At 75.0% G+C, this 18,199-nt stretch carries 12 protein-coding genes and 1 pseudogene; 4 read left to right on the forward strand and 9 right to left on the reverse strand.

What is annotated here, in order from left to right; genetic code table 11:
- Positions 1-73: 73 nt before the first annotated feature.
- The 4 genes and pseudogenes from ACYQBY_RS19340 (at position 74) to ACYQBY_RS19355 (ending at position 8,331) form a co-directional block, all read left to right on the forward strand.
- Entirely contained in the window at positions 74-763 is a 690-nt protein-coding gene (locus ACYQBY_RS19340) for a DedA family protein (RefSeq protein WP_459645520.1), read from the forward strand.
- Complete coding sequence (locus tag ACYQBY_RS19345; protein WP_459645521.1) at positions 760-5,664, forward strand: HAMP domain-containing protein; 4,905 nt, start codon at positions 760-762, stop codon at positions 5,662-5,664. The genes ACYQBY_RS19340 and ACYQBY_RS19345 overlap by 4 nt, the downstream gene beginning before the upstream one ends.
- Positions 5,657-6,226: pseudogene (locus ACYQBY_RS19350) on the forward strand (response regulator); the annotation flags it as partial. The gene ACYQBY_RS19345 and the pseudogene ACYQBY_RS19350, both read left to right, overlap by 8 nt.
- Before the next feature lie 8 nt (positions 6,227-6,234).
- Positions 6,235-8,331, forward strand: coding sequence for a SpoIIE family protein phosphatase (locus tag ACYQBY_RS19355; RefSeq protein ID WP_459645522.1), 2,097 nt, complete (start codon positions 6,235-6,237; stop codon positions 8,329-8,331).
- 111 nt (positions 8,332-8,442) lie between these two features.
- On the opposite strand, the gene ACYQBY_RS19360 is transcribed toward ACYQBY_RS19355, so the two are convergent.
- The 9 genes from ACYQBY_RS19360 to ACYQBY_RS19400 form a co-directional block, all read right to left on the reverse strand.
- On the reverse strand, positions 8,443-9,669 hold the full coding sequence (locus tag ACYQBY_RS19360) for an extracellular catalytic domain type 1 short-chain-length polyhydroxyalkanoate depolymerase (RefSeq protein WP_459645523.1): 1,227 nt from the start codon (positions 9,667-9,669) through the stop codon (positions 8,443-8,445).
- A 153-nt stretch (positions 9,670-9,822) separates the two neighbouring features.
- Positions 9,823-10,218, reverse strand: a complete 396-nt coding sequence (locus ACYQBY_RS19365) for a CopG family transcriptional regulator (RefSeq protein WP_459645524.1) — start codon at positions 10,216-10,218, stop codon at positions 9,823-9,825.
- Positions 10,219-10,281: 63 nt separating this feature from the next.
- Positions 10,282-11,049, reverse strand: coding sequence for a phosphatase PAP2 family protein (locus ACYQBY_RS19370; protein WP_459645525.1), 768 nt, complete (start codon positions 11,047-11,049; stop codon positions 10,282-10,284).
- A gap of 95 nt (positions 11,050-11,144) precedes the next feature.
- Positions 11,145-12,608: a protein adenylyltransferase SelO gene (locus ACYQBY_RS19375; RefSeq protein ID WP_459645526.1), complete on the reverse strand. Its 1,464-nt coding sequence runs from the start codon at positions 12,606-12,608 to the stop codon at positions 11,145-11,147.
- Between the two features lie 10 nt (positions 12,609-12,618).
- Entirely contained in the window at positions 12,619-13,587 is a 969-nt protein-coding gene (locus tag ACYQBY_RS19380; RefSeq protein WP_459645527.1) for an intradiol ring-cleavage dioxygenase, read from the reverse strand.
- A gap of 101 nt (positions 13,588-13,688) precedes the next feature.
- A complete protein-coding gene (locus ACYQBY_RS19385; RefSeq protein WP_459645528.1) occupies positions 13,689-14,753 on the reverse strand; it encodes a LacI family DNA-binding transcriptional regulator in 1,065 nt (354 codons plus the stop codon).
- Positions 14,750-16,225 carry a GH1 family beta-glucosidase gene (locus tag ACYQBY_RS19390; protein ID WP_459645529.1) on the reverse strand — a complete coding sequence of 492 codons (1,476 nt, stop codon included), beginning with the start codon at positions 16,223-16,225 and terminating at the stop codon, positions 14,750-14,752. The genes ACYQBY_RS19385 and ACYQBY_RS19390 overlap by 4 nt, the downstream gene beginning before the upstream one ends.
- Entirely contained in the window at positions 16,222-17,145 is a 924-nt protein-coding gene (locus ACYQBY_RS19395) for a carbohydrate ABC transporter permease (RefSeq protein ID WP_459645530.1), read from the reverse strand. The genes ACYQBY_RS19390 and ACYQBY_RS19395 overlap by 4 nt, the downstream gene beginning before the upstream one ends.
- Positions 17,145-18,164, reverse strand: a complete 1,020-nt coding sequence (locus tag ACYQBY_RS19400) for a carbohydrate ABC transporter permease (protein ID WP_459645531.1) — start codon at positions 18,162-18,164, stop codon at positions 17,145-17,147. Before ACYQBY_RS19400 ends, ACYQBY_RS19395 begins: the two co-directional genes overlap by 1 nt.
- Positions 18,165-18,199: the final 35 nt, after the last annotated feature.

Raw genomic sequence — 18,199 nt, forward strand, 5'->3', positions numbered from 1 at the left:
CCGGGGAAGCCCGGCCGGAAACCGCCCGGCCGCACCACCGCGGGGGTCCCGCCGTGCGGGAGGCTCTGCGGTCGTGGACGTCGCCGGCTCGCTGGACCCCCTCCTCGGGTCGCCCTGGGTCTACCCGGCGATCACGGGGGTGATCGCGGCGGCGGGCGTCGTCCCCCCCGTCCCCAGCGAGGCGACCCTCGCCGCGACCGCCGCCTTCGGCGTCTCCGGGGACCTGGACCTGGCGGCGGTGTGCGCGGCCACGACGGCGGGGTCGCTGCTGGGCGACCTGGCGGCCTACGCGGTGGGCCGGCGGGCGCGGCGGCCGGCGGCCTCGGGGCGGGCGGCCGCGGTGCTGCGCCGGCTGGAGCGGCACGGGGGCTGGTGGTGGCCGGTCCTGGTGCTCGGGGCGCGGTTCGTGCCCGGGGGGACGACGTCGGTGGGGGTGGCCGCGGGCCTGGTGGCCTTCCCGCTGCGCCGGTTCGCCCGGTGGGCGCTGCTGGGCTCGCTGGTGTGGACGGGCTACGGGCTGGCGCTGGCCCTCCTGGCCCGCGCGGCCTTCCCGGACACCGCCTGGCTGTCCCTGGCGGTGCCGGTGCTGGTCGCCGCCGGCGCGGGCGGGCTGGGCTGGGCCGCGCTCCGCCGGTGGTCCACCCGCCGCACGCCCACACGGGTGACGGGCGCCCGCGGTCCGTTCCGCACCGGCCGTGGTGCGGCCTCCTCATGCGTCAGACTGGCCCGCGACCGCCGGACCGAGCGCCAGGAGCCAGCATGACCCTCGACGTCTCCCCCGGTGCCGACACCGCACTGGACCGCGACCTCACCGACATCGCCGCGGCGCTGGCCGCCCTGTGCGCCGGTGACTTCAGCGTGCGCGTGGAGTCCCGCCCCGGCGCGGCGGGGGCGGTCGCCGACCGCGTCAACGAGCTCGCAGGGCTGCACGAGCGCCGGACCCGGGAGCTGGTCCGGGCCAGCCGCGTCATCGGCCGCGAGGGCCGGATGACCGAGCGGCTCGACGAGGTCGGGGTGGAGGGCGACTGGAGCACGGCGTCCGCCGCGGTGAACAGCCTCATCGACGACCTGGTGCGGCCGACGACGGAGGTCGCCCGGGTCATCGCCGCCGTCGCCGAGGGCGACCTGAGCCAGCACATGGCGCTGGAGATCGCCGGGCAGCCGGTGAAGGGCGAGTTCCTGCGCATCGGCGCCACGGTCAACACGATGGTGGACCAGCTCTCCTCCTTCGCCGACGAGGTCACCCGCGTCGCCCGCGAGGTCGGCACCGAGGGCAAGCTCGGCGGCCAGGCGCAGGTGCGGGGCGTCTCGGGCGTCTGGCGCGACCTCACCGACTCGGTGAACTCCATGGCCGTCAACCTCACCAACCAGGTCCGCAACATCGCGCAGGTGACGACGGCGGTTGCTCAGGGCGACCTGAGCCAGAAGATCACGGTCGACGCCCGGGGGGAGATCCTGGAGCTGAAGTCCACCGTGAACACGATGGTGGACCAGCTCTCCTCCTTCGCCGACGAGGTGACCCGCGTCGCCCGCGAGGTCGGCACGGACGGCCGCCTCGGCGGGCAGGCCCAGGTGCGCGGCGTGAGCGGCACCTGGCGCGACCTCACCGACTCGGTGAACTCCATGGCCGTGAACCTCACCAACCAGGTCCGCGGCATCGCCCAGGTCGCCACCGCCGTGGCGCGCGGCGACCTCAGCCAGAAGATCACCGTGGACGCCAAGGGCGAGGTCGCCGCCCTGGCCGGGACGATCAACACGATGGTGGACCAGCTGTCCTCCTTCGCCGACGAGGTCACCCGCGTCGCCCGCGAGGTCGGCACCGAGGGCAAGCTCGGCGGGCAGGCCGACGTGCCCGGCGTGGCCGGCACCTGGAAGGACCTCACCGACTCGGTGAACTCCATGGCCGGCAACCTCACCAGCCAGGTCCGCAACATCGCCCAGATCGTCACCGCCGTCGCGCGCGGCGACCTCACCCAGAAGATCACCGTCGACGCCGCCGGTGAGGTGGCCGCGCTGGCGGAGACCATCAACGACCTCACCGACACCCTGCAGGTGTTCGCGCAGCAGGTGACGACGGTGGCCCGCGAGGTCGGCACCGAGGGCAAGCTCGGCGGGCAGGCCGACGTGCCCGGCGTGGCCGGCACCTGGAAGGACCTCACCGACAACGTCAACGGCATGGCGGCGAACCTGACCGCGCAGGTCCGCGACATCGCCCAGGTGACGACGGCCGTGGCGCAGGGCGACCTGTCGCAGAAGGTGTCGGTCGACGTGCGGGGCGAGACGCTGGAGCTGAAGTCGACGATCAACACGATGGTGGACCAGCTGTCCTCCTTCGCCGACGAGGTCACCCGCGTGGCCCGCGAGGTCGGCACCGAGGGCAAGCTCGGCGGGCAGGCGCAGGTCAAGGGCGTCTCGGGCACCTGGAAGGACCTGACCGACAACGTCAACGGCATGGCCGGGAACCTCACCAGCCAGGTCCGCAACATCGCCCAGGTCGCCACCGCCGTCGCCAAGGGCGACCTCAGCCAGAAGATCACCGTGGACGCGCGCGGGGAGATCCTGCAGCTCAAGGACGTCGTGAACACGATGGTGGACCAGCTGTCCTCCTTCGCCGACGAGGTCACCCGCGTGGCCCGCGAGGTCGGCACCGAGGGGAACCTCGGGGGGCAGGCGCAGGTCAAGGGCGTCTCGGGCACCTGGAAGGACCTGACCGACAACGTCAACGGCATGGCCGGGAACCTCACCAGCCAGGTCCGCAACATCGCCCAGGTGACGACGGCCGTCGCCAAGGGCGACCTCAGCCAGAAGATCACCGTGGACGCCAAGGGCGAGGTCGCGGCCCTGGCGCAGACCATCAACACGATGGTCGACCAGCTGTCCTCCTTCGCCGACGAGGTCACCCGTGTGGCGCGCGAGGTCGGCACCGAGGGCCGCCTCGGCGGGCAGGCGCAGGTCAAGGGCGTCTCCGGCACCTGGCGCGACCTGACGGACAACGTGAACTTCATGGCCGCGAACCTGACCAGCCAGGTCCGCAACATCGCCCAGGTCGCCACCGCCGTCGCGCAGGGCGACCTCAGCCAGAAGATCACCGTCGACGCGCAGGGCGAGGTCGCGGCCCTGGCGCAGACCATCAACACGATGGTCGACCAGCTGTCCTCCTTCGCCGACGAGGTCACCCGCGTGGCCCGCGAGGTCGGCACCGAGGGCAAGCTCGGCGGGCAGGCGCAGGTCAAGGGCGTCTCCGGCACCTGGCGCGACCTCACCGACTCGGTGAACTTCATGGCCTCCAACCTGACCAGCCAGGTCCGCAACATCGCCCTGGTGACGACGGCGGTCGCGCAGGGCGACCTCAGCCAGAAGATCACCGTCGACGCGCAGGGCGAGATCCTCGACCTGAAGAGCACCGTGAACACGATGGTCGACCAGCTCTCGGCGTTCGCCGCGGAGGTCACCCGCGTGGCCCGCGAGGTCGGCACCGAGGGCAAGCTCGGCGGCCAGGCCGAGGTCGCCGGGGTCAGCGGCACGTGGCGGCACCTGACGGAGAACGTCAACCAGCTCGCCGGCAACCTCACCACCCAGGTCCGCGCGATCGCCGAGGTGTCCACGGCCGTCACGCGCGGCGACCTCACCCGCAGCATCACCGTCGAGGCGCAGGGGGAGGTCGCCGAGCTCAAGGACAACATCAACCAGATGATCGCCAACCTGCGGGCGACCACCGAGAAGAACGCCCAGCAGGACTGGCTGAAGAGCAACCTCGCCCGCATCGGCGGGCAGCTGCAGGGACAGCGGGACCTCGGCGCCGTCACCCAGCTCATCATGAGCGAGGTCACCCCCGTCGTGGAGGCGGTGCAGGGCGCGTTCTTCCTCGCCGAGCACGACGAGGTCGGACGGGCCCGGCTGCGCCGGGCGGCCAGCTACGGCGGCGGGCCCGCCGGGGACGGGGACGCCGCGGTGTTCGCCCTGGGCGAGGGGCTCGTGGGCCAGGCCGCGCTCGACAGGCGCCCCGTCCGGGTCCGCGACGTGCCCGCCGGCTACCTGCGGGTGCACAGCGGGCTGGGCCAGGGGGCACCCGCGGAGCTGCTGGTCCTGCCGGTCCTGTTCGAGGAGCAGGTCCTCGGCGTCATCGAGCTGGCCTCGTTCCGGCGCTACGACGACGTGCACGCCACCTTCCTCGAGCAGCTCGTCGAGACCATCGGCGTCGTCCTCAACACCATCATCGCCAACGTGCGCACCGAGGCCCTGCTCGACCAGTCGCAGCGGCTGGCCCAGGAGCTGCAGGAGCAGTCGGTCGAGCTGCAGCGCACCAACGCCGAGCTGGAGGACAAGGCGCGCCTGCTGACGGAGCAGTCCCGCGACCTGGAGGCGAAGAACCGCGAGATCGAGCTGGCCCGCACCGGCCTGGAGGAGAAGGCCGAGCAGCTCGCGCTGTCCTCGCAGTACAAGTCCGAGTTCCTGGCGAACATGAGCCACGAGCTGCGCACCCCGCTCAACAGCCTCCTGATCCTGGCGAAGCTGCTGGCGGAGAACCCGCAGAAGAACCTCACCGACAAGCAGATCGAGTTCGCCCGGACCATCCACGGCTCCGGCAGCGACCTGCTCGCCCTCATCAACGACATCCTCGACCTGTCGAAGGTGGAGGCCGGGAAGATGGACGTGAACCCGGCCCCGGTCGTCCTGCGCGAGGTCGTCGAGCACGTCCGGAGCACCTTCGGCCCGCTCGCCGAGCAGCAGGGCCTCGACCTCGTCGTCGAGGTCGGGCCGGGGCTGCCGGCGGCGCTCATCACCGACGAGCAGCGCCTGCACCAGGTGCTGAAGAACCTGCTGTCCAACGGGCTGAAGTTCACCGAGCGGGGCAGCGTGCGGCTGTCCGTGGAATCCCCCCCGCCCGGCGCGCTGTTCAGCGTGCCGTCCCTGAACGACGCCGGGCAGGTCCTGGCGTTCCGGGTGACCGACACCGGCATCGGCGTGCCGGCGGACAAGCTGCGCCTCATCTTCGAGGCGTTCCAGCAGGCGGACGGCACGACGAGCCGCAAGTACGGCGGCACCGGGCTGGGCCTGTCGATCAGCCGGGAGATCGCGCGGCTGCTCGGGGGCGCGATCACCGTGGAGAGCGAGAGCGGCCGGGGCTCGACGTTCACGCTGTACGTGCCCGCCACCTACCCCTTCGCGGGCGACGGCGCGGGCGACGGGATCCCCGCGCTGCCCGAGCAGGCGGCGCCGGTACCCCCGCTGATCACCGCGCGCCCCGCCAGCGGCGACGTGGAGGGCCTCGCCGGCCTGACGGTGCTCGTGGTCGACGACGACGTGCGCAACGTGTTCGCCCTGACGAGCGCGCTGGAGCTGCACGGGATGCGGGTGCTCTACGCCGACAACGGCAAGGCCGGACTGGCCCTGCTGCAGGAGCACCCCGAGGTGGACCTGGTGCTGATGGACGTGATGATGCCGGACATGGACGGCAACGAGACGACCATGGTGCTGCGGGGCATGCCGGCGTTCGCGGACCTGCCGGTGCTGTTCCTCACCGCCAAGGCGATGCCCGGCGACCGGGACAAGTCCCTGGCGGCGGGTGCGTCCGACTACATCACCAAGCCGGTGGACCTGGACCGGCTGCTGGGCCTGATCTCCACGTGGACCGGGCGCGGGCAGGCGGGCCCGGATGCCTGAGCCGTCCACGGCCGCCCAGGTCAAGGTCCTGCTCGTCGACGACAGGCCGGAGAACCTGCTGGCGCTGGAGGCCATCCTGCAGGGCCTCGGCCACCGGCTGCTGCGCGCCGGCTCCGGCGAGGAGGCCCTGAAGCAGCTCCTGAGCGAGGAGGTCTCGCTGATCCTGCTCGACGTGCAGATGCCGGGGATGGACGGCTTCGAGACCGCCGAGCACATCAAGCAGCGCGAGAAGACCCGCGACATCCCCATCGTCTTCCTCACCGCGCTCGAGGCCGGCGGGCACCAGGCGTTCCGCGGCTACGCGGCGGGCGCGGTGGACTACCTCGCCAAACCGTTCGACCCCTGGGTCCTGCGCGCCAAGGTGAGCGTCCTCGTCGAGCTGCACGAGCAGCGGCGCGCCCTGCAGCGGGAGCGCGACCTCCTGCGCTCGCAGGCGCAGCGGGACGCCGAGGAGATGCTGGTCCTGCTCGGCGGCGCCGAGGACGTCGCCGCCGCCGCGCCCCCGGACGTCGCCGCCGGGCTGCGGGCGCCGCTGGCGGCCCTGCGGGAGAGGCTGGAGGCCCGGCGGCGGTGAGGGACCTGCCCGGGCTGCGACTGCCCCCCGACACGCGCTCCGCCGCCCTGGCGCGCCGCCACCTGCGCGAGGTCGTCGGCGACGGCGCCCTCGCCCCGGTGCTGGACGACGCCCTCGTCGTGGTCAGCGAGCTGGTCACCAACGCCGTGCTGCACGCGGGGACGGAGGTCGAGCTCCGCCTGCGGCACGAGCAGGAGGGCCTGTGGCTGGAGGTCTCGGACCGGCTGCCCGGTGTGCTGCCGCTGCTGCGCGCCCCGGACGAGGAGCGGGAGAGCGGGCGGGGCGTGGCGCTCCTGGACGCCCTGGCCGCGGAGTGGGGCACGGCGCACCGCTCGCACAGCAAGGCCGTGTGGTGCCGGTTCTCCCCCACCGGCACGCACGCGGCGCCGCGGGAGGCCGCACCGGCGCGAGCGGCGCAGGCCGCGGGGCGGGAGGACCTGGACCTGGCGTGGGTCGTCGACCTGCCCGCGGACCTGGAGCAGCGCCTGCCGCTGGAGGTCGTCGTGCGCGAGCTCCTGGACCGCCTCTGCGACGCGCTCGGCGTCGACGACGCCGCGGTGCTCGCGGTGCTCACCCCCGACGCCGAGGCCGGGCAGGTGGGGGTGCGCGGGAACGGGCTGCGCGCCGAGCAGGCGGCCGCCGTGCTCGCGACCGCGGCGGGCCCACAGCGGGTCCTGGAGCGCGGGGAGCTGGTGGTGTTCCCCCTCCTCGGGCGGCTCGGGCAGGTCGGCTCCCTGGTCCTGCGCCCCGGCCGGGTGCTCTCCCCGCAGGCGCGCGCCCTCGGGCGCGTCGTGGCCGACCGGCTCACCCTGCTGGTCGCGGACCACCTGCGCGAGCAGCAGCGCCAGCGCGACCGCGGAGCGCTGTCGCTCCTGGCCGAGGCGAGCGAGCTGTTCGCGGAGAGCCTCGACGTGCGGCTCGCCGCCGCCCTGACGACGCAGCTGCTGGTGCCCCGGTTCGGCTCGTGCGCGGCGGTGGTGGTGCTGCCGGAGAACGCCCCGCGGGTCGAGGCGGTCACGTGCCGGGTGGAGGACACCTCGGAGCGGTTCCGCGCGGCGCTGGAGAGCCCCCGGGGCCGCGAGCTCGTCGTGGACCTGGCCGCGCGCAGCAGCGCGGGCCGGGCCGTGCGGCTGCCGCGGCCGGGGCTCCTGGAGCAGTTCGGGGCGCACGCGGTCGCCGTGCCGCTGGTCGCGCGCCGCCGCTCGCTGGGTCTGCTCGTCGTGACCGGCGAGCGCACCCCGACCACCTCGGACACCGCCCTGCTCCTCGACCTGGCCCGGCGGGCCGCGCAGGCGCTGGACAACGCCCGCCTCTACGAGGAGAGCTCGGCGGTCGCCCGGGCCCTGCAGGAGTCGCTCCTGCCCTCGTCCCTGCCGCGCGCGCGGGGGCTGTCCTTCGGTGCCCGCTACGCCGCCGCGGGCGCGAGCCAGGTCGGGGGCGACTTCTACGACGTGTTCCCGCTGCCGTCGGGGGGTTACGGGCTGACGGTCGGGGACGTGTGCGGCAAGGGACCGGAGGCGGCGGCGATCACGGGCCTGGCGCGCCAGGTCCTGAAGGGCTCGATGCAGGACGGGTTCGGCCTGCCGGTGTGCTTCCAGCGGCTGAACGACGCCCTGCTGGACCTCGGGGAGCGCGGCCGGTTCCTCACCGCCTCCGCGGCCGTCGTGGAGGTGGACGGCGACGTGGCGCGCGTGCGCGTGTGCAACGCCGGCCACCCGCTGCCCGCGCTGCTCGGCGGGCAGGGCGCCGCCCTCGTCGGGGAGGCCGGTGACCTGCTGGGGGTGATGCCGACGGTCGACGTGGCGGAGTCGCAGCTGGTGCTGCGGGCGGGCGAGAGCCTGGTGTTCTACACCGACGGGGTCACCGAGCGGCGCGACGGCGACACCCAGTTCGGCGAGGCCTCCCTGCTGGAGGTCCTGCGCGGGCGGGCCGGCCTGGACGCCCAGGCGCTGGCGCGCTCCGTCGAGGAGTGCGTCCGCGACTTCAGCCCCTCCGCGCCGCGTGACGACCTGGCCGTCCTCGTGGTGCGGGCGGACGGGCCGGTGCCGGTGGTGGGACCGCGGCGGGCGGCGCAGGCCGGGTACGCCGGCTGACGGCCGGCGCCGGGCCGCGCCGGGCCCGGCCCGGTCGTGGACCCACGGGGTGCCGGCAGGGAGCGCCTCCCGCCGGTCCGGTCCCGGCGGGAGGCGCTCCCCGTGCGCGGGTCAGGAGCGGCGGCCGTGCGCCAGGAAGAAGCGGACCATCTCCGCGGACGCGTCGGGGCCCGCGGGGTCGGTGTAGGACCCGACGGGGCTGCCGCCGGACCAGGCGTGCCCGCCGCCGTGCACGGTCCAGGACTCGGCGACGACGGTGCCGTCGGCGGCGCTGTGGGTGCTGCGGGTGGCGGCGCGGGAGGCCCGCGTGTCCTGCTCGACCGTGGTCCGCAGCCGGGTGCCGGCCACGGCCAGGCGGGCCGCGACGAGCCGCTCGGCGTTGACCGGCGCCACGGTGGTGTCGGCGTCGCCGTGGAAGACGATGAGCGGCACCTGGTTGCCCGGGGCGGGCGGGCCACCGGTCTGCATGGCGGCGAACGCCGACCCCATGTCGCGGGCGGCGCGGTAGGCGAGCCCGGAGTGCACGCCGACCCCGGCGTACAGCTCCGGGTAGGTCGCGGCCATCACGGCCGCCATCGCCCCGCCCGCCGACAGGCCGGTGACGAAGACGCGGCCGGGGTCGACCCGGTGCTCGGCCGTCACCGCGCGGGTGATGCCGGCGATGATCGACGGCTCACCGGACCCGGCCCGCTGGTCGGCGGGCTCGAACCAGTTCCAGTACCCGCCGGCGTTGGCCGAGGTGGGCTGCTCGGGGTAGGCGACGAGGAAGGTGTGCCGCTCGGCGAGCTCGTTCATGCGGGTGCCCGCGGCGCAGTCGAGGGCGTTCTGCCTGCCGCCGTGCAGGACGACGACCAGGGGGACGGGCCGGCCGGTGAGGCCGGTCGGGACGTAGAGGTCGTAGCTGCGGGTGCCGGCGGCCTCGGTGTGGCTGAGGTGGCGGATCTCCCCACCGGGGGCCGCGGCGGCCCGCGCGGCCGCAGCGGAGTTCCGCGCGCCCGTGCCGGGCAGGTTGCCGGGCAGGTTGCCGGGCAGGTTGCCCAGCAGGCCGGACGGGCCGCCGCCGGACGGAGCGCCCGCGCCGCGCAGCGCGCCGAGCCGGTCGCGCAGGCCGCCGAGGCGGCCGCCCGCGCCGGGCGGGGTGTGCCCCGCGGGCGGGGAGGGGTGCCCTTGCGGGAGGGAGCGGGCGGGGCGGGGGGCGCCGGTGCCGCGCGCGCCGGCCGCCGGGGCCGGGGCCCCGTGGCCGAGGGTGCGCTGCAGGTGGGCGGCCGCCTCCTCCAGCCGTCCTGCGCGCACGAGTCGCAGTGCTTCGGGCATGCCTGTGGTGCGGTCGTCGTTCACGGGAGCCCCCTCCGGGGGAGATGTGGACCTCGGCACCGGCCGGGCGGCCGCGCCATGGGGTGCTGGTCGTGCTGGGTCGCCGTCGCGGACCGCGTGCGGGCGACGCGCGGCGCCTGGGTGCGGGGTGCGGGGTGCGGGTCAGCGGGGTGCGGGTCAGCGGGTGCGGGGTGCGAGCGCGGCCTTGACGGCCCGGGGCGCCCGGAAGGCGCCGAGGACCTCCACGGACGCGATCGTCGCCAGCGCCAGCTCGGGGCTGACGTCGTCGGCGATGGTGGCCAGGCCGAGGACGCGCAGCTCGACCCGGTGCCCGGCCTCGCGCAGCGACTCCAGCTCGGAGCGGCCGAGGTGCCGGGTGCCGAGGGTCAGCGCCCTGCGTTCCACGCTGCCCTCGACCGCCGCGGCCCGGCTGTCGAGCTGGCGCCGGATGGCGGTGCGGATGAAGTCCGTGCGGTTGGCGTAGAAGCCCTCGTCGACCAGCAGGTCGATCTGGCCGAGGTCGACCAGGCCGATGTTGACGGTGATCTTCTCGCTCTTCTCGGTCTCCGCCACCGGCACTCCTCTCCCTCTGCTCACCATCCTACGACCATCCCGTGGGATGGCAAGACGGGGCGTTCACCGGCCGGTGACGGCGTGCGGCTCCCCCGGGCGGTCGCTGCGGGCGTCCTCGGGCAGCGGGCGGCGCAGCACCACGGCGGAGGCCACGAGGAGCACCAGCCCCGCGCACAGCACGCTGCCCACCAGGTCCGTCGGGTGGTGCATCCCGCGGTAGAGCCGGGACAGCCCCACCAGCACCGGCACCGCCAGCAGCCCCGTGACGACGAGCACCCGCACCCAGCGGCGCCGGGCCCAGCGCAGCACCACCACCGCCAGCGCCGCGTACAGCGCGATGGCGGCGCTGGTGTGCCCGGAGGGGAAGCTCGACGTCGGCGGCGCCGGGTCCAGCTGGGGCACGCCGGGACGCCGCCGGGGCACGAGCACCGTCATGGACAGGAACACCAGCCACTGTCCCCACGTCGCGGCCGCCACGAAGAGGCCCTCCCGCCACCGGTGCAGCAGCCGCCGCAGGACGAGGGCGCCCACCACCACCGTGATGACGACGGCACCGGTGTCGGCCACGCGGCTGAAGACGTTGCTGACGTCGTCCAGCAGCGGGGTGCGCATCCCGACGAGGGCCCGGCTCACGTCGCCCTCGGAGCGCAGCACCGGGGTGTGCGGACCCCAGGCCCGCAGCGCGAGCCCGGCACCGGCGACGACGGCGGCCACGAGCACGCACCCCGCGAGCAGCCGCCACAGCATGCCGAGGATGCTGCGCGGCCAGCCCGCCGCGCCGGGCGGCCGGCCGTCACCGGGGGACCGCGGGGGGTTCGTCGCCGTCGACACCGGCCCGGTATACCGCCTGGCGCACCCACCGGAGGGGCCACGGGCCGGTTCCTCACCCGCCCGGCACAGCCGGCGCGGGCCGGCGGCGCCTGCTGTCAGGTCCCGCAGAACGTCCGGTACGCGCCGAAGTGCTCCGGCGCAGGCTCGGTGTACCGCTCCAGCCCGGGGCGCTCGGTGAACGGCTCGCGCACCACGTCCACCAGCCGCTCCAGGGGCGCGAGGTCCCCGGCGGTGGCGGCGGCGAGGGCCTCCTCGACGAGGTGGTTGCGGGGGATGTAGAGGGGGTTGACCCGGTCCATGGCCTCACCGTCCGGGCCGAGGGCGCGCCAGCGGGCCACCCACGCGCCGAGCGCCTCCCGGTCCAGGAAGAGGTCGCGCACGGGCTGCTCGTCGCCGCGGGCGGCGGGCGCCAGGGCTCGGAAGAACGAGGTGTGGTCGATGCGCCCGGCCTGCAGCAGGGCCAGCAGGTCCCCGACCAGCGGCCCGAGGACCGCGTCGTCGAGGTCGCCCGGCAGCCCGAGCTTGGCGCGCACCCCGGAGGACCAGGCGGCGTCGAACGCGGGGCCGAAGCGGCCGACCGCCTCCACGGCGAGCCCGACCGCCTGCTCCTCGTCCTCGTGCAGCAGCGGCAGGAGGGCCTCCGCGAGCCGGGCGAGGTTCCACTGGGCGATGGCCGGCTGGTTGCCGTAGGCGTAGCGCCCCTCGGAGTCGATGGAGCTGTAGACCGTCGCCGGGTCGAACGCCTCCAGGAACGCGCAGGGGCCGTAGTCGATGGTCTCCCCCGAGATCGTCATGTTGTCGGTGTTCATCACCCCGTGGACGAACCCCACGAGCATCCAGCGCGCCACGAGGGACGCCTGGGCGGCGACCACCGCCTCGAGCAGCGCGAGGGAGGGGTGCTCCGCCTGCGCGGCGGCCGGGAAGTGGCGGGCGGTGGCGTGCTCCGCCAGGCGGCGCAGCACCGCGGGGTCCCCCGTGAGGCGCGCGTACTGGAAGGTGCCGACGCGCAGGTGGCTGCTCGCGACGCGGGCGAGCACCGCCCCGGGCAGCGGGGTCTCGCGGTGCACCGTGCGCCCCGTGGCCACCACCGCCAGGGAGCGGGTCGTGGGGATGCCGAGGGCGTGCATCGCGGTGCTCACGACGTGCTCGCGCAGCATCGGCCCGACCGCGGCGAGGCCGTCCCCGCCGCGGGAGAACGGGGTGCGCCCGGAACCCTTCAGGTGCAGGTCGCGGACGCGGCCGGCGGTGTCCGTCAGCTCCCCGAGCAGCACGGCGCGCCCGTCGCCGAGGCGCGGGGAGAACCCGCCGAACTGGTGGCCGGAGTAGGCCTGCGCCACCGGGGTGGCGCCCTCGTGCAGGGCGGTGCCGAGCAGGAGGTGCACGCCCTCGGGGCTGCGCAGCCAGTCCTCGTCCAGGCCCAGCTCGGCGGCGAGGTGCACGTCGAGCGCGAGCAGGCGGGGCTCGGGGGCCTCCCAGGCCCGGAAGGGGACCGCCAGCTCCGGCAGTTCCCGCGCGAAGCGGTTGTCGAGGTGGACGGCCGTCGTGGGTGCTGCGCTCACCCCTTCGAGGCTACCCGCGCTGCGCGGGGGCGCCTCCCGGCGGCGGACCGCCGACGCCGCCGGGGGCGCCACCGCCGCTGGGCGGCTGCCCACCGGTGGGCAGGGTCCCGGTGTCCACGCCGACGGGGAGGGTGACGGTGTAGCCGGCGGTCACGTCGCCGGTGGCGGTGCCGAGCTGGGAGGCACCGCCGTCGTCGCCGAAGACGTTGTCGGACCCCAGGCTCACCCGGGACAGGTTCTCCACGGACGCCTCGTACCCGGCGGTCGCGTACACCGCGTCGCAGGCCGCCTGCGGCAGGGCGAGCTGGGAGGTGGCGACGGCGTTGCCCGCGTCGGTGGTGGCGGCCAGGTCGGGGTAGACCTCGAAGTGGACGTGCGGCCAGCGCCCGTCGTAGCAGCCGGGGAACACGCTCGTGAAGCGCACCGTCCCGTCCGCGCCGGCGACCTGCACCCCGCGCAGGTAGTTCTCCCCGGTGATCCCGTCGGAGTACATGGAGTAGCGGCCCTCGCGGTCGGCGTGCCAGACGTACACCGCCGCCCCGGCGAACGGCACCCCGCCGTTCGCGAGGTCGGTGACGGTCAGCTCCAGCGTCACGGGGACGCCTGCGGCGGCGCCGGTGGCGCCCGCGAAGCTGGAGCGGATGTCGCCGCGCACGATGCCGCTCTGCTCCAGCGCGTCGGGGCCGTTGGAGCCGTCACCCGGGTAGGGGCCGGCGGTCTCGTCGGGGATCTCCCCGCTCGTCGCGGAGGTCTCGGTGGAGGTGCCGGCGGGGGTGGCCGTGTCCCCGCAGGCGGCCAGGACGGACGCGGCGGCACCCACGCCCAGGAACCGCAGGACGCGCCGGCGGCCCAGGAGGGTCTCCACGTCGAAGCGCAGCCCCTGGTCCTCGACGTCCTCCTGCGGCCGGTCGAGGAGGCGTCCCTCGTACGCGGGGCGGCTCCCCCACCCGTCCTGCCGCCGGACCTGCTGCTGCTCCACCGGAACTCCTCCCACCGCGCGGTACCCGTCCCGAGGAGGATCGCCGCGGCGGCGGTGGGCGTGGTGTGGCCCGGCTGTGCGGTCCCTGTGGGGCCTGCCGCTCAGGCCGAGCCGCGCAGCACCAGCCCGGCGTCCAGCACGACCGGCCCGGCGGGCGGCTCCGCACCGCCGACGAGGTCGACGACCATCGCCCCGGCGGCGGCGGCCATCCGCTCCACCGGGTTGACGACGGTGCTCAGCGGCGGGCTCGTCGTGGCCGCGATCCCGAGGTCGTCGAAACCGAAGACGGCGACGTCGTCCGGCACGCGGCGGCCCGCGGCGGACAGCACGCCGAGCGCGGCGGAGGCCATGAGGTCGTTGGCGGCGAACACCGCGTCGAGGTCCGGGTGGCGCTCCAGCAGGCGACGGGTGGCGGCGCTCCCCCCGGCCACCGTGAAGTCACCGTGCTCGACCGCGGCGGCGGGCAGGCCCGCGGCGGTGAGGGCCGCGCGCCAGCCGTGGAGCCGGTCGACGCCGGCCACCATGTCCGCCGGCCCCGCGACGGTCCCGATGCGCCTGCGGCCGGAGGCGAGGAGGTGCTCGGTGGCCAGGCGCGCCCCGGCGACGTTGTCCACGTCGACGTAGCAGGTGGTCGCCACGCCGAGGGGGCGGCCCTGGAACACGCACGGCAGCCCGGAGGCCAGCAGCCGGGAGTTCAGCGAGTCCTCGCCGTGGTGGGACGTGACGACCGCCCCGTCGACCTTGCCGGTGGTCAGGTAGCGCACCGCCCGGTCGGGCCCGCTACCGGGGCGGACGAGCACCAGGACCATCTGCAGGTCCGCCGCCTCCAGCGCCAGGGACAGGCCGTTGATGGTGTGCCCGAAGAACGGGTCGCCCAGGACGCGGTCGTTGGGTTCGGGGACGACGAGCGCGACGGAGCCGGTGCGGCGGGTCGCGAGGCTGCGGGCCACCGGGTGCGGGACGAAACCCAGCTCGGCGATGGCGGCCTCGACGGCCACCCGCGCCCGGTCGCTGACGAGGTGGCCGCCGTTGATGACGCGGGACGCGGTCGCGCGGGAGACGCCGGCGTGCGCGGCGACCTGCCGCAGGGTGGGCGCGCCGCGCCGCGCCGCGCCCGGGGCGGGCCCGCTCCGCGACGCGCCCGCCCCGTCGTCCTCGCTGCTCACGCGCCGACCGTACCTCCGGGCGCCGGCAGGCCGGTGCGGACCACGTCGGCGTAGACGAGGGCGCTGCGCTTGGGGGTGCGGGCCTGGGTGGTGAAGTCCACCCGCACGATGCCGAACCGCTTCCCGTACCCGTAGGCCCACTCGAAGTTGTCGAGCAGCGACCACGCGAAGTACCCGCGGACGTCGGCGCCGTCCTCCCGGGCGGCGTGCACCGCGGCGAGGTGCTCCACCAGGTACCCGGCGCGGTCGTCGTCGGGCACGGACCCGTCCGGGGCGACCTCGTCGTCGTAGGCGGCGCCGTTCTCCGTCACGTACAGCGGGACGCCGGCGGGCCCGGTCCAGTCCGCGTGCACGCGCTCCAGCAGCCGGCGCAGGCCGTCGGGCTGCACCTCCCAGTCCATCGCCGTGCGGGGCAGGCCCCGGGAGACGACGCGGGCGTCGCCGATGCCGACGTTCGGCTCGGACGTGGGCCGCTCCACGGCGGCGCCGCCGGGCAGGGCGTCCGCCGCCACCGGGCCCTGCGCGCTGACCGCGGCGCCGGTGTAGTAGTTCAGCCCGAGGAAGTCCAGCGGCGTGGAGACGACCTCGAGGTCCCCGTCGCGCACCGGCAGCCCCACCCCGGCGGCGGCGTACGCGTCGAGGGCGACCTGCGGGTACCGGCCGAGGAACACCGGATCGGCGAACAGGCGGTTCTGCAGCGCGTCGAGCCGGTCTGCGGCGGCGCGGTCGGCGGCGCTGTGCGGGTCCGCGGGGTCGGCCACCGTCATGTTCAGCGTGAGCCCGTACCGCGCGTCCGGGTCGGCGGCCCGCATGGCCCGCACCGCGGTGCCGTGCGCGAGGAGCAGGTGGTGGACGGCCGAGACGGCGGCCTGCGGGTCCCGGCGCCCGGGGGCGTGCTGACCGCCGGCGTAGCCGAGCATCGCCGAGCACCACGGCTCGTTCAGGGTGGTCCAGTGCCGCACGCGGTCGGATAGGGCGCCGTGCACCGTGAGCGCGTACTCGGTGAACCACTCCACGACGTCGCGGCAGGCCCAGCCGCCGCGGTCCTCCAGCGACTGCGGCATGTCCCAGTGGTACAGCGTCAGCCAGGGCGTGACGCCCCTCTCCAGCAGGCCGTCCACGAGCCGGGAGTAGAAGTCCAGGCCGGCGCGGTTCACGACGCCGGGCTCGGGGCTGGTGCGCGGCCAGGCGGTGGAGAACCGGTAGGCGCCCAGGCCCAGGTCCGCGACGAGGTCGAGGTCCTCGCGCCAGCGGTGGTAGTGGTCGCACGCCACGTCACCGGTGTCGCCGCCGGCCACGGCCCCGGGCAGGCGGCAGAAGGTGTCCCAGATGGAGGGGACGCGGCCGTCCTCGGTGGCGGCGCCCTCGATCTGGAAGGCCGCGGTGGCCGCCCCCCAGACGAAGCCGGGCGGGAAACGCCGGCCCGCGGTGGCGGGCGCCGGGGTGGTGGAGGGGGTGAGGATCGTGGTCATCCCTTGAGGGCTCCCTGCATGATTCCGGCCACCAGCTGGCGGCCGACGACGACGAAGAGCAGCACCAGGGGCACGGTGGAGACCGCGACCCCGGCCATGATGAGCGACATGTCCTTGAAGTAGGACGCCTGCAGGAGCTGGACCGCCACGGGCAGCGTCGGGTTGGTGGGCCCGAGGACCACGAAGGGCCAGAAGAAGTTCGTCCACGAGGCGACGAACGTGAACAGCGCGAGGATGGCGCCCGCGGTCCTGGCGGCGGGCAGCGCCACGTGCCAGAAGGTGCGGATCATCGAGCACCCGTCGACGCGGGCGGCCTCGATGAGCTCGTAGGGCAGGGCCTCCTCCAGGTACTGGGTCATCCAGAAGACGCCGAAGGCGGTGACGAGCCCGGGGACGACGACGGCCTGGAGCTTGCCGACCCAGCCGAGCTCGGTCATCAGGATGAACAGCGGCACGACGCCCAGCTGGGTCGGGACCGCCATCGTGGCGATGACGAACACCAGCAGCGGCCGGCGACCGCGGAAGGACAGCTTGGAGAACGCGAACCCGGCGAGGGTGGAGAAGAAGACCACCGACACGCTCGTCACCACGGCGATCACGACGCTGTTGCGGAAGGCCAGCCAGAAGTCGATGTTCGACCCGAGGACCCGCTGCACGTTCTCGACGAGGTGCGGCTGCGGCAGCAGCGAGGGGACGGGGTTCTGCGCGATCGTCACCGCGTCCGACGACGCGAGCAGGACGGCGTACCACAGCGGATACGCCGACAGCGCGACGACGACGGCCAGGAGCGCGTAGGTGACCCACCCGGGGCGGCGGTTCGCGCCCATCCCGGCGGAGCCGCGGCGGCGGGCGGCGGCGCGGGCCGCGCCCGCGCCGGCGGTCTGCTGCACGGCCGCGACGGACATCTGGGCCCGGGCCATCAGCGCTTCCCCCCCGAGGACGACCCGGAGGCGATCCGCCGGGTGACGGCGAAGTTGACCAGGCCGATGACGACGATGAGCAGGAAGAGGATCCAGGCGACGGCGGAGGCCCGGCCGAAGCTCTTCTGCGCACCCCAGCCGAGCTCGTAAAGGTACATCGTCATCGTCATCCACTGCCGGTCCGCGCCCCCGTCGCCCTGCTGGTCGTACAGGCGCGGCTCGTCGAAGATCTGCAGGCCGCCGATCGTGGCGGTGATGATGACGAAGATCATGGTGGGCCGCAGCATCGGGACGGTGATCGAGACGAACGTCCGCAGCCGGCCCGCGCCGTCGATGATCGCCGCCTCGTAGAGGTCGCGGGGGATGGCCTGCATCGCCGCCAGCAGGATCAGCGTGTTGTAGCCGGTCCAGCGGAAGTTCACCATCGTGGCGATGGCGAGGTGGCTGGCGAGGGTGTCGGCGTGCCAGCGGACCGGCTCCACCCCGAGCGAGCCGAGCACGGTGTTGACGAGGCCGGACTGGTCGGCGAACAGCTTGGAGAAGATGAGGGACACCGCGACGGGGGCGACGACGTAGGGCAGGAGCACGCCCATGCGCCAGAACGTCTTCGCCCGCAGGTTGGCGTCCAGGACGGCCGCGATCACGAGCGCGGCGATCAGCTGCGGGACGGCCGACAGGACGAAGATGCTGAACGTGTTGCGCAGCGCCGTGCGGAACTTCGGCTGCTGGACGACGTCGGCGTAGTTCTGCAGGCCGACCAGCTCGCCCCTGCCGCCGATGAGGTGCCAGTCGTGCAGCGACACGTACGCGGTGTAGGCCAGCGGGAAGAGCCCGACCAGCGCGAAGAGCAGGAAGAAGGGGGCGATGTACAGGTAGGGCGAGAGCTTCACGTCCGCCCTGCCGAGCAGGTTCCGCAGCTCGCGGGCGCGGTCGTCGCGCGCGGGGCGCCGCGGTGGCGTGCGCCGCGCGCGCTGGGCGCCCGCCTCGGGGGTGGGGCGCCGTGTGGTGACGTCGGCCATGGGGCTCCTTCCGGGCCGGGTGGGATCGGCGCCGG

The organism is Kineococcus anabasis, assembly GCF_054590795.1.

What these genes read in the sequence shown, in the direction of transcription:
- ACYQBY_RS19345 (WP_459645521.1), top strand. Translation starts at nt 760, where the DNA reads ATGACCCTCGACGTCTCCCCCGGTGCCGACACCGCACTGGACCGCGAC.
- ACYQBY_RS19390 (WP_459645529.1), bottom strand. Translation starts at nt 16,225, where the DNA reads ATGACCACGATCCTCACCCCCTCCACCACCCCGGCGCCCGCCACCGCG.
- ACYQBY_RS19395 (WP_459645530.1), bottom strand. Translation starts at nt 17,145, where the DNA reads ATGGCCCGGGCCCAGATGTCCGTCGCGGCCGTGCAGCAGACCGCCGGC.
- ACYQBY_RS19400 (WP_459645531.1), bottom strand. Translation starts at nt 18,164, where the DNA reads ATGGCCGACGTCACCACACGGCGCCCCACCCCCGAGGCGGGCGCCCAG.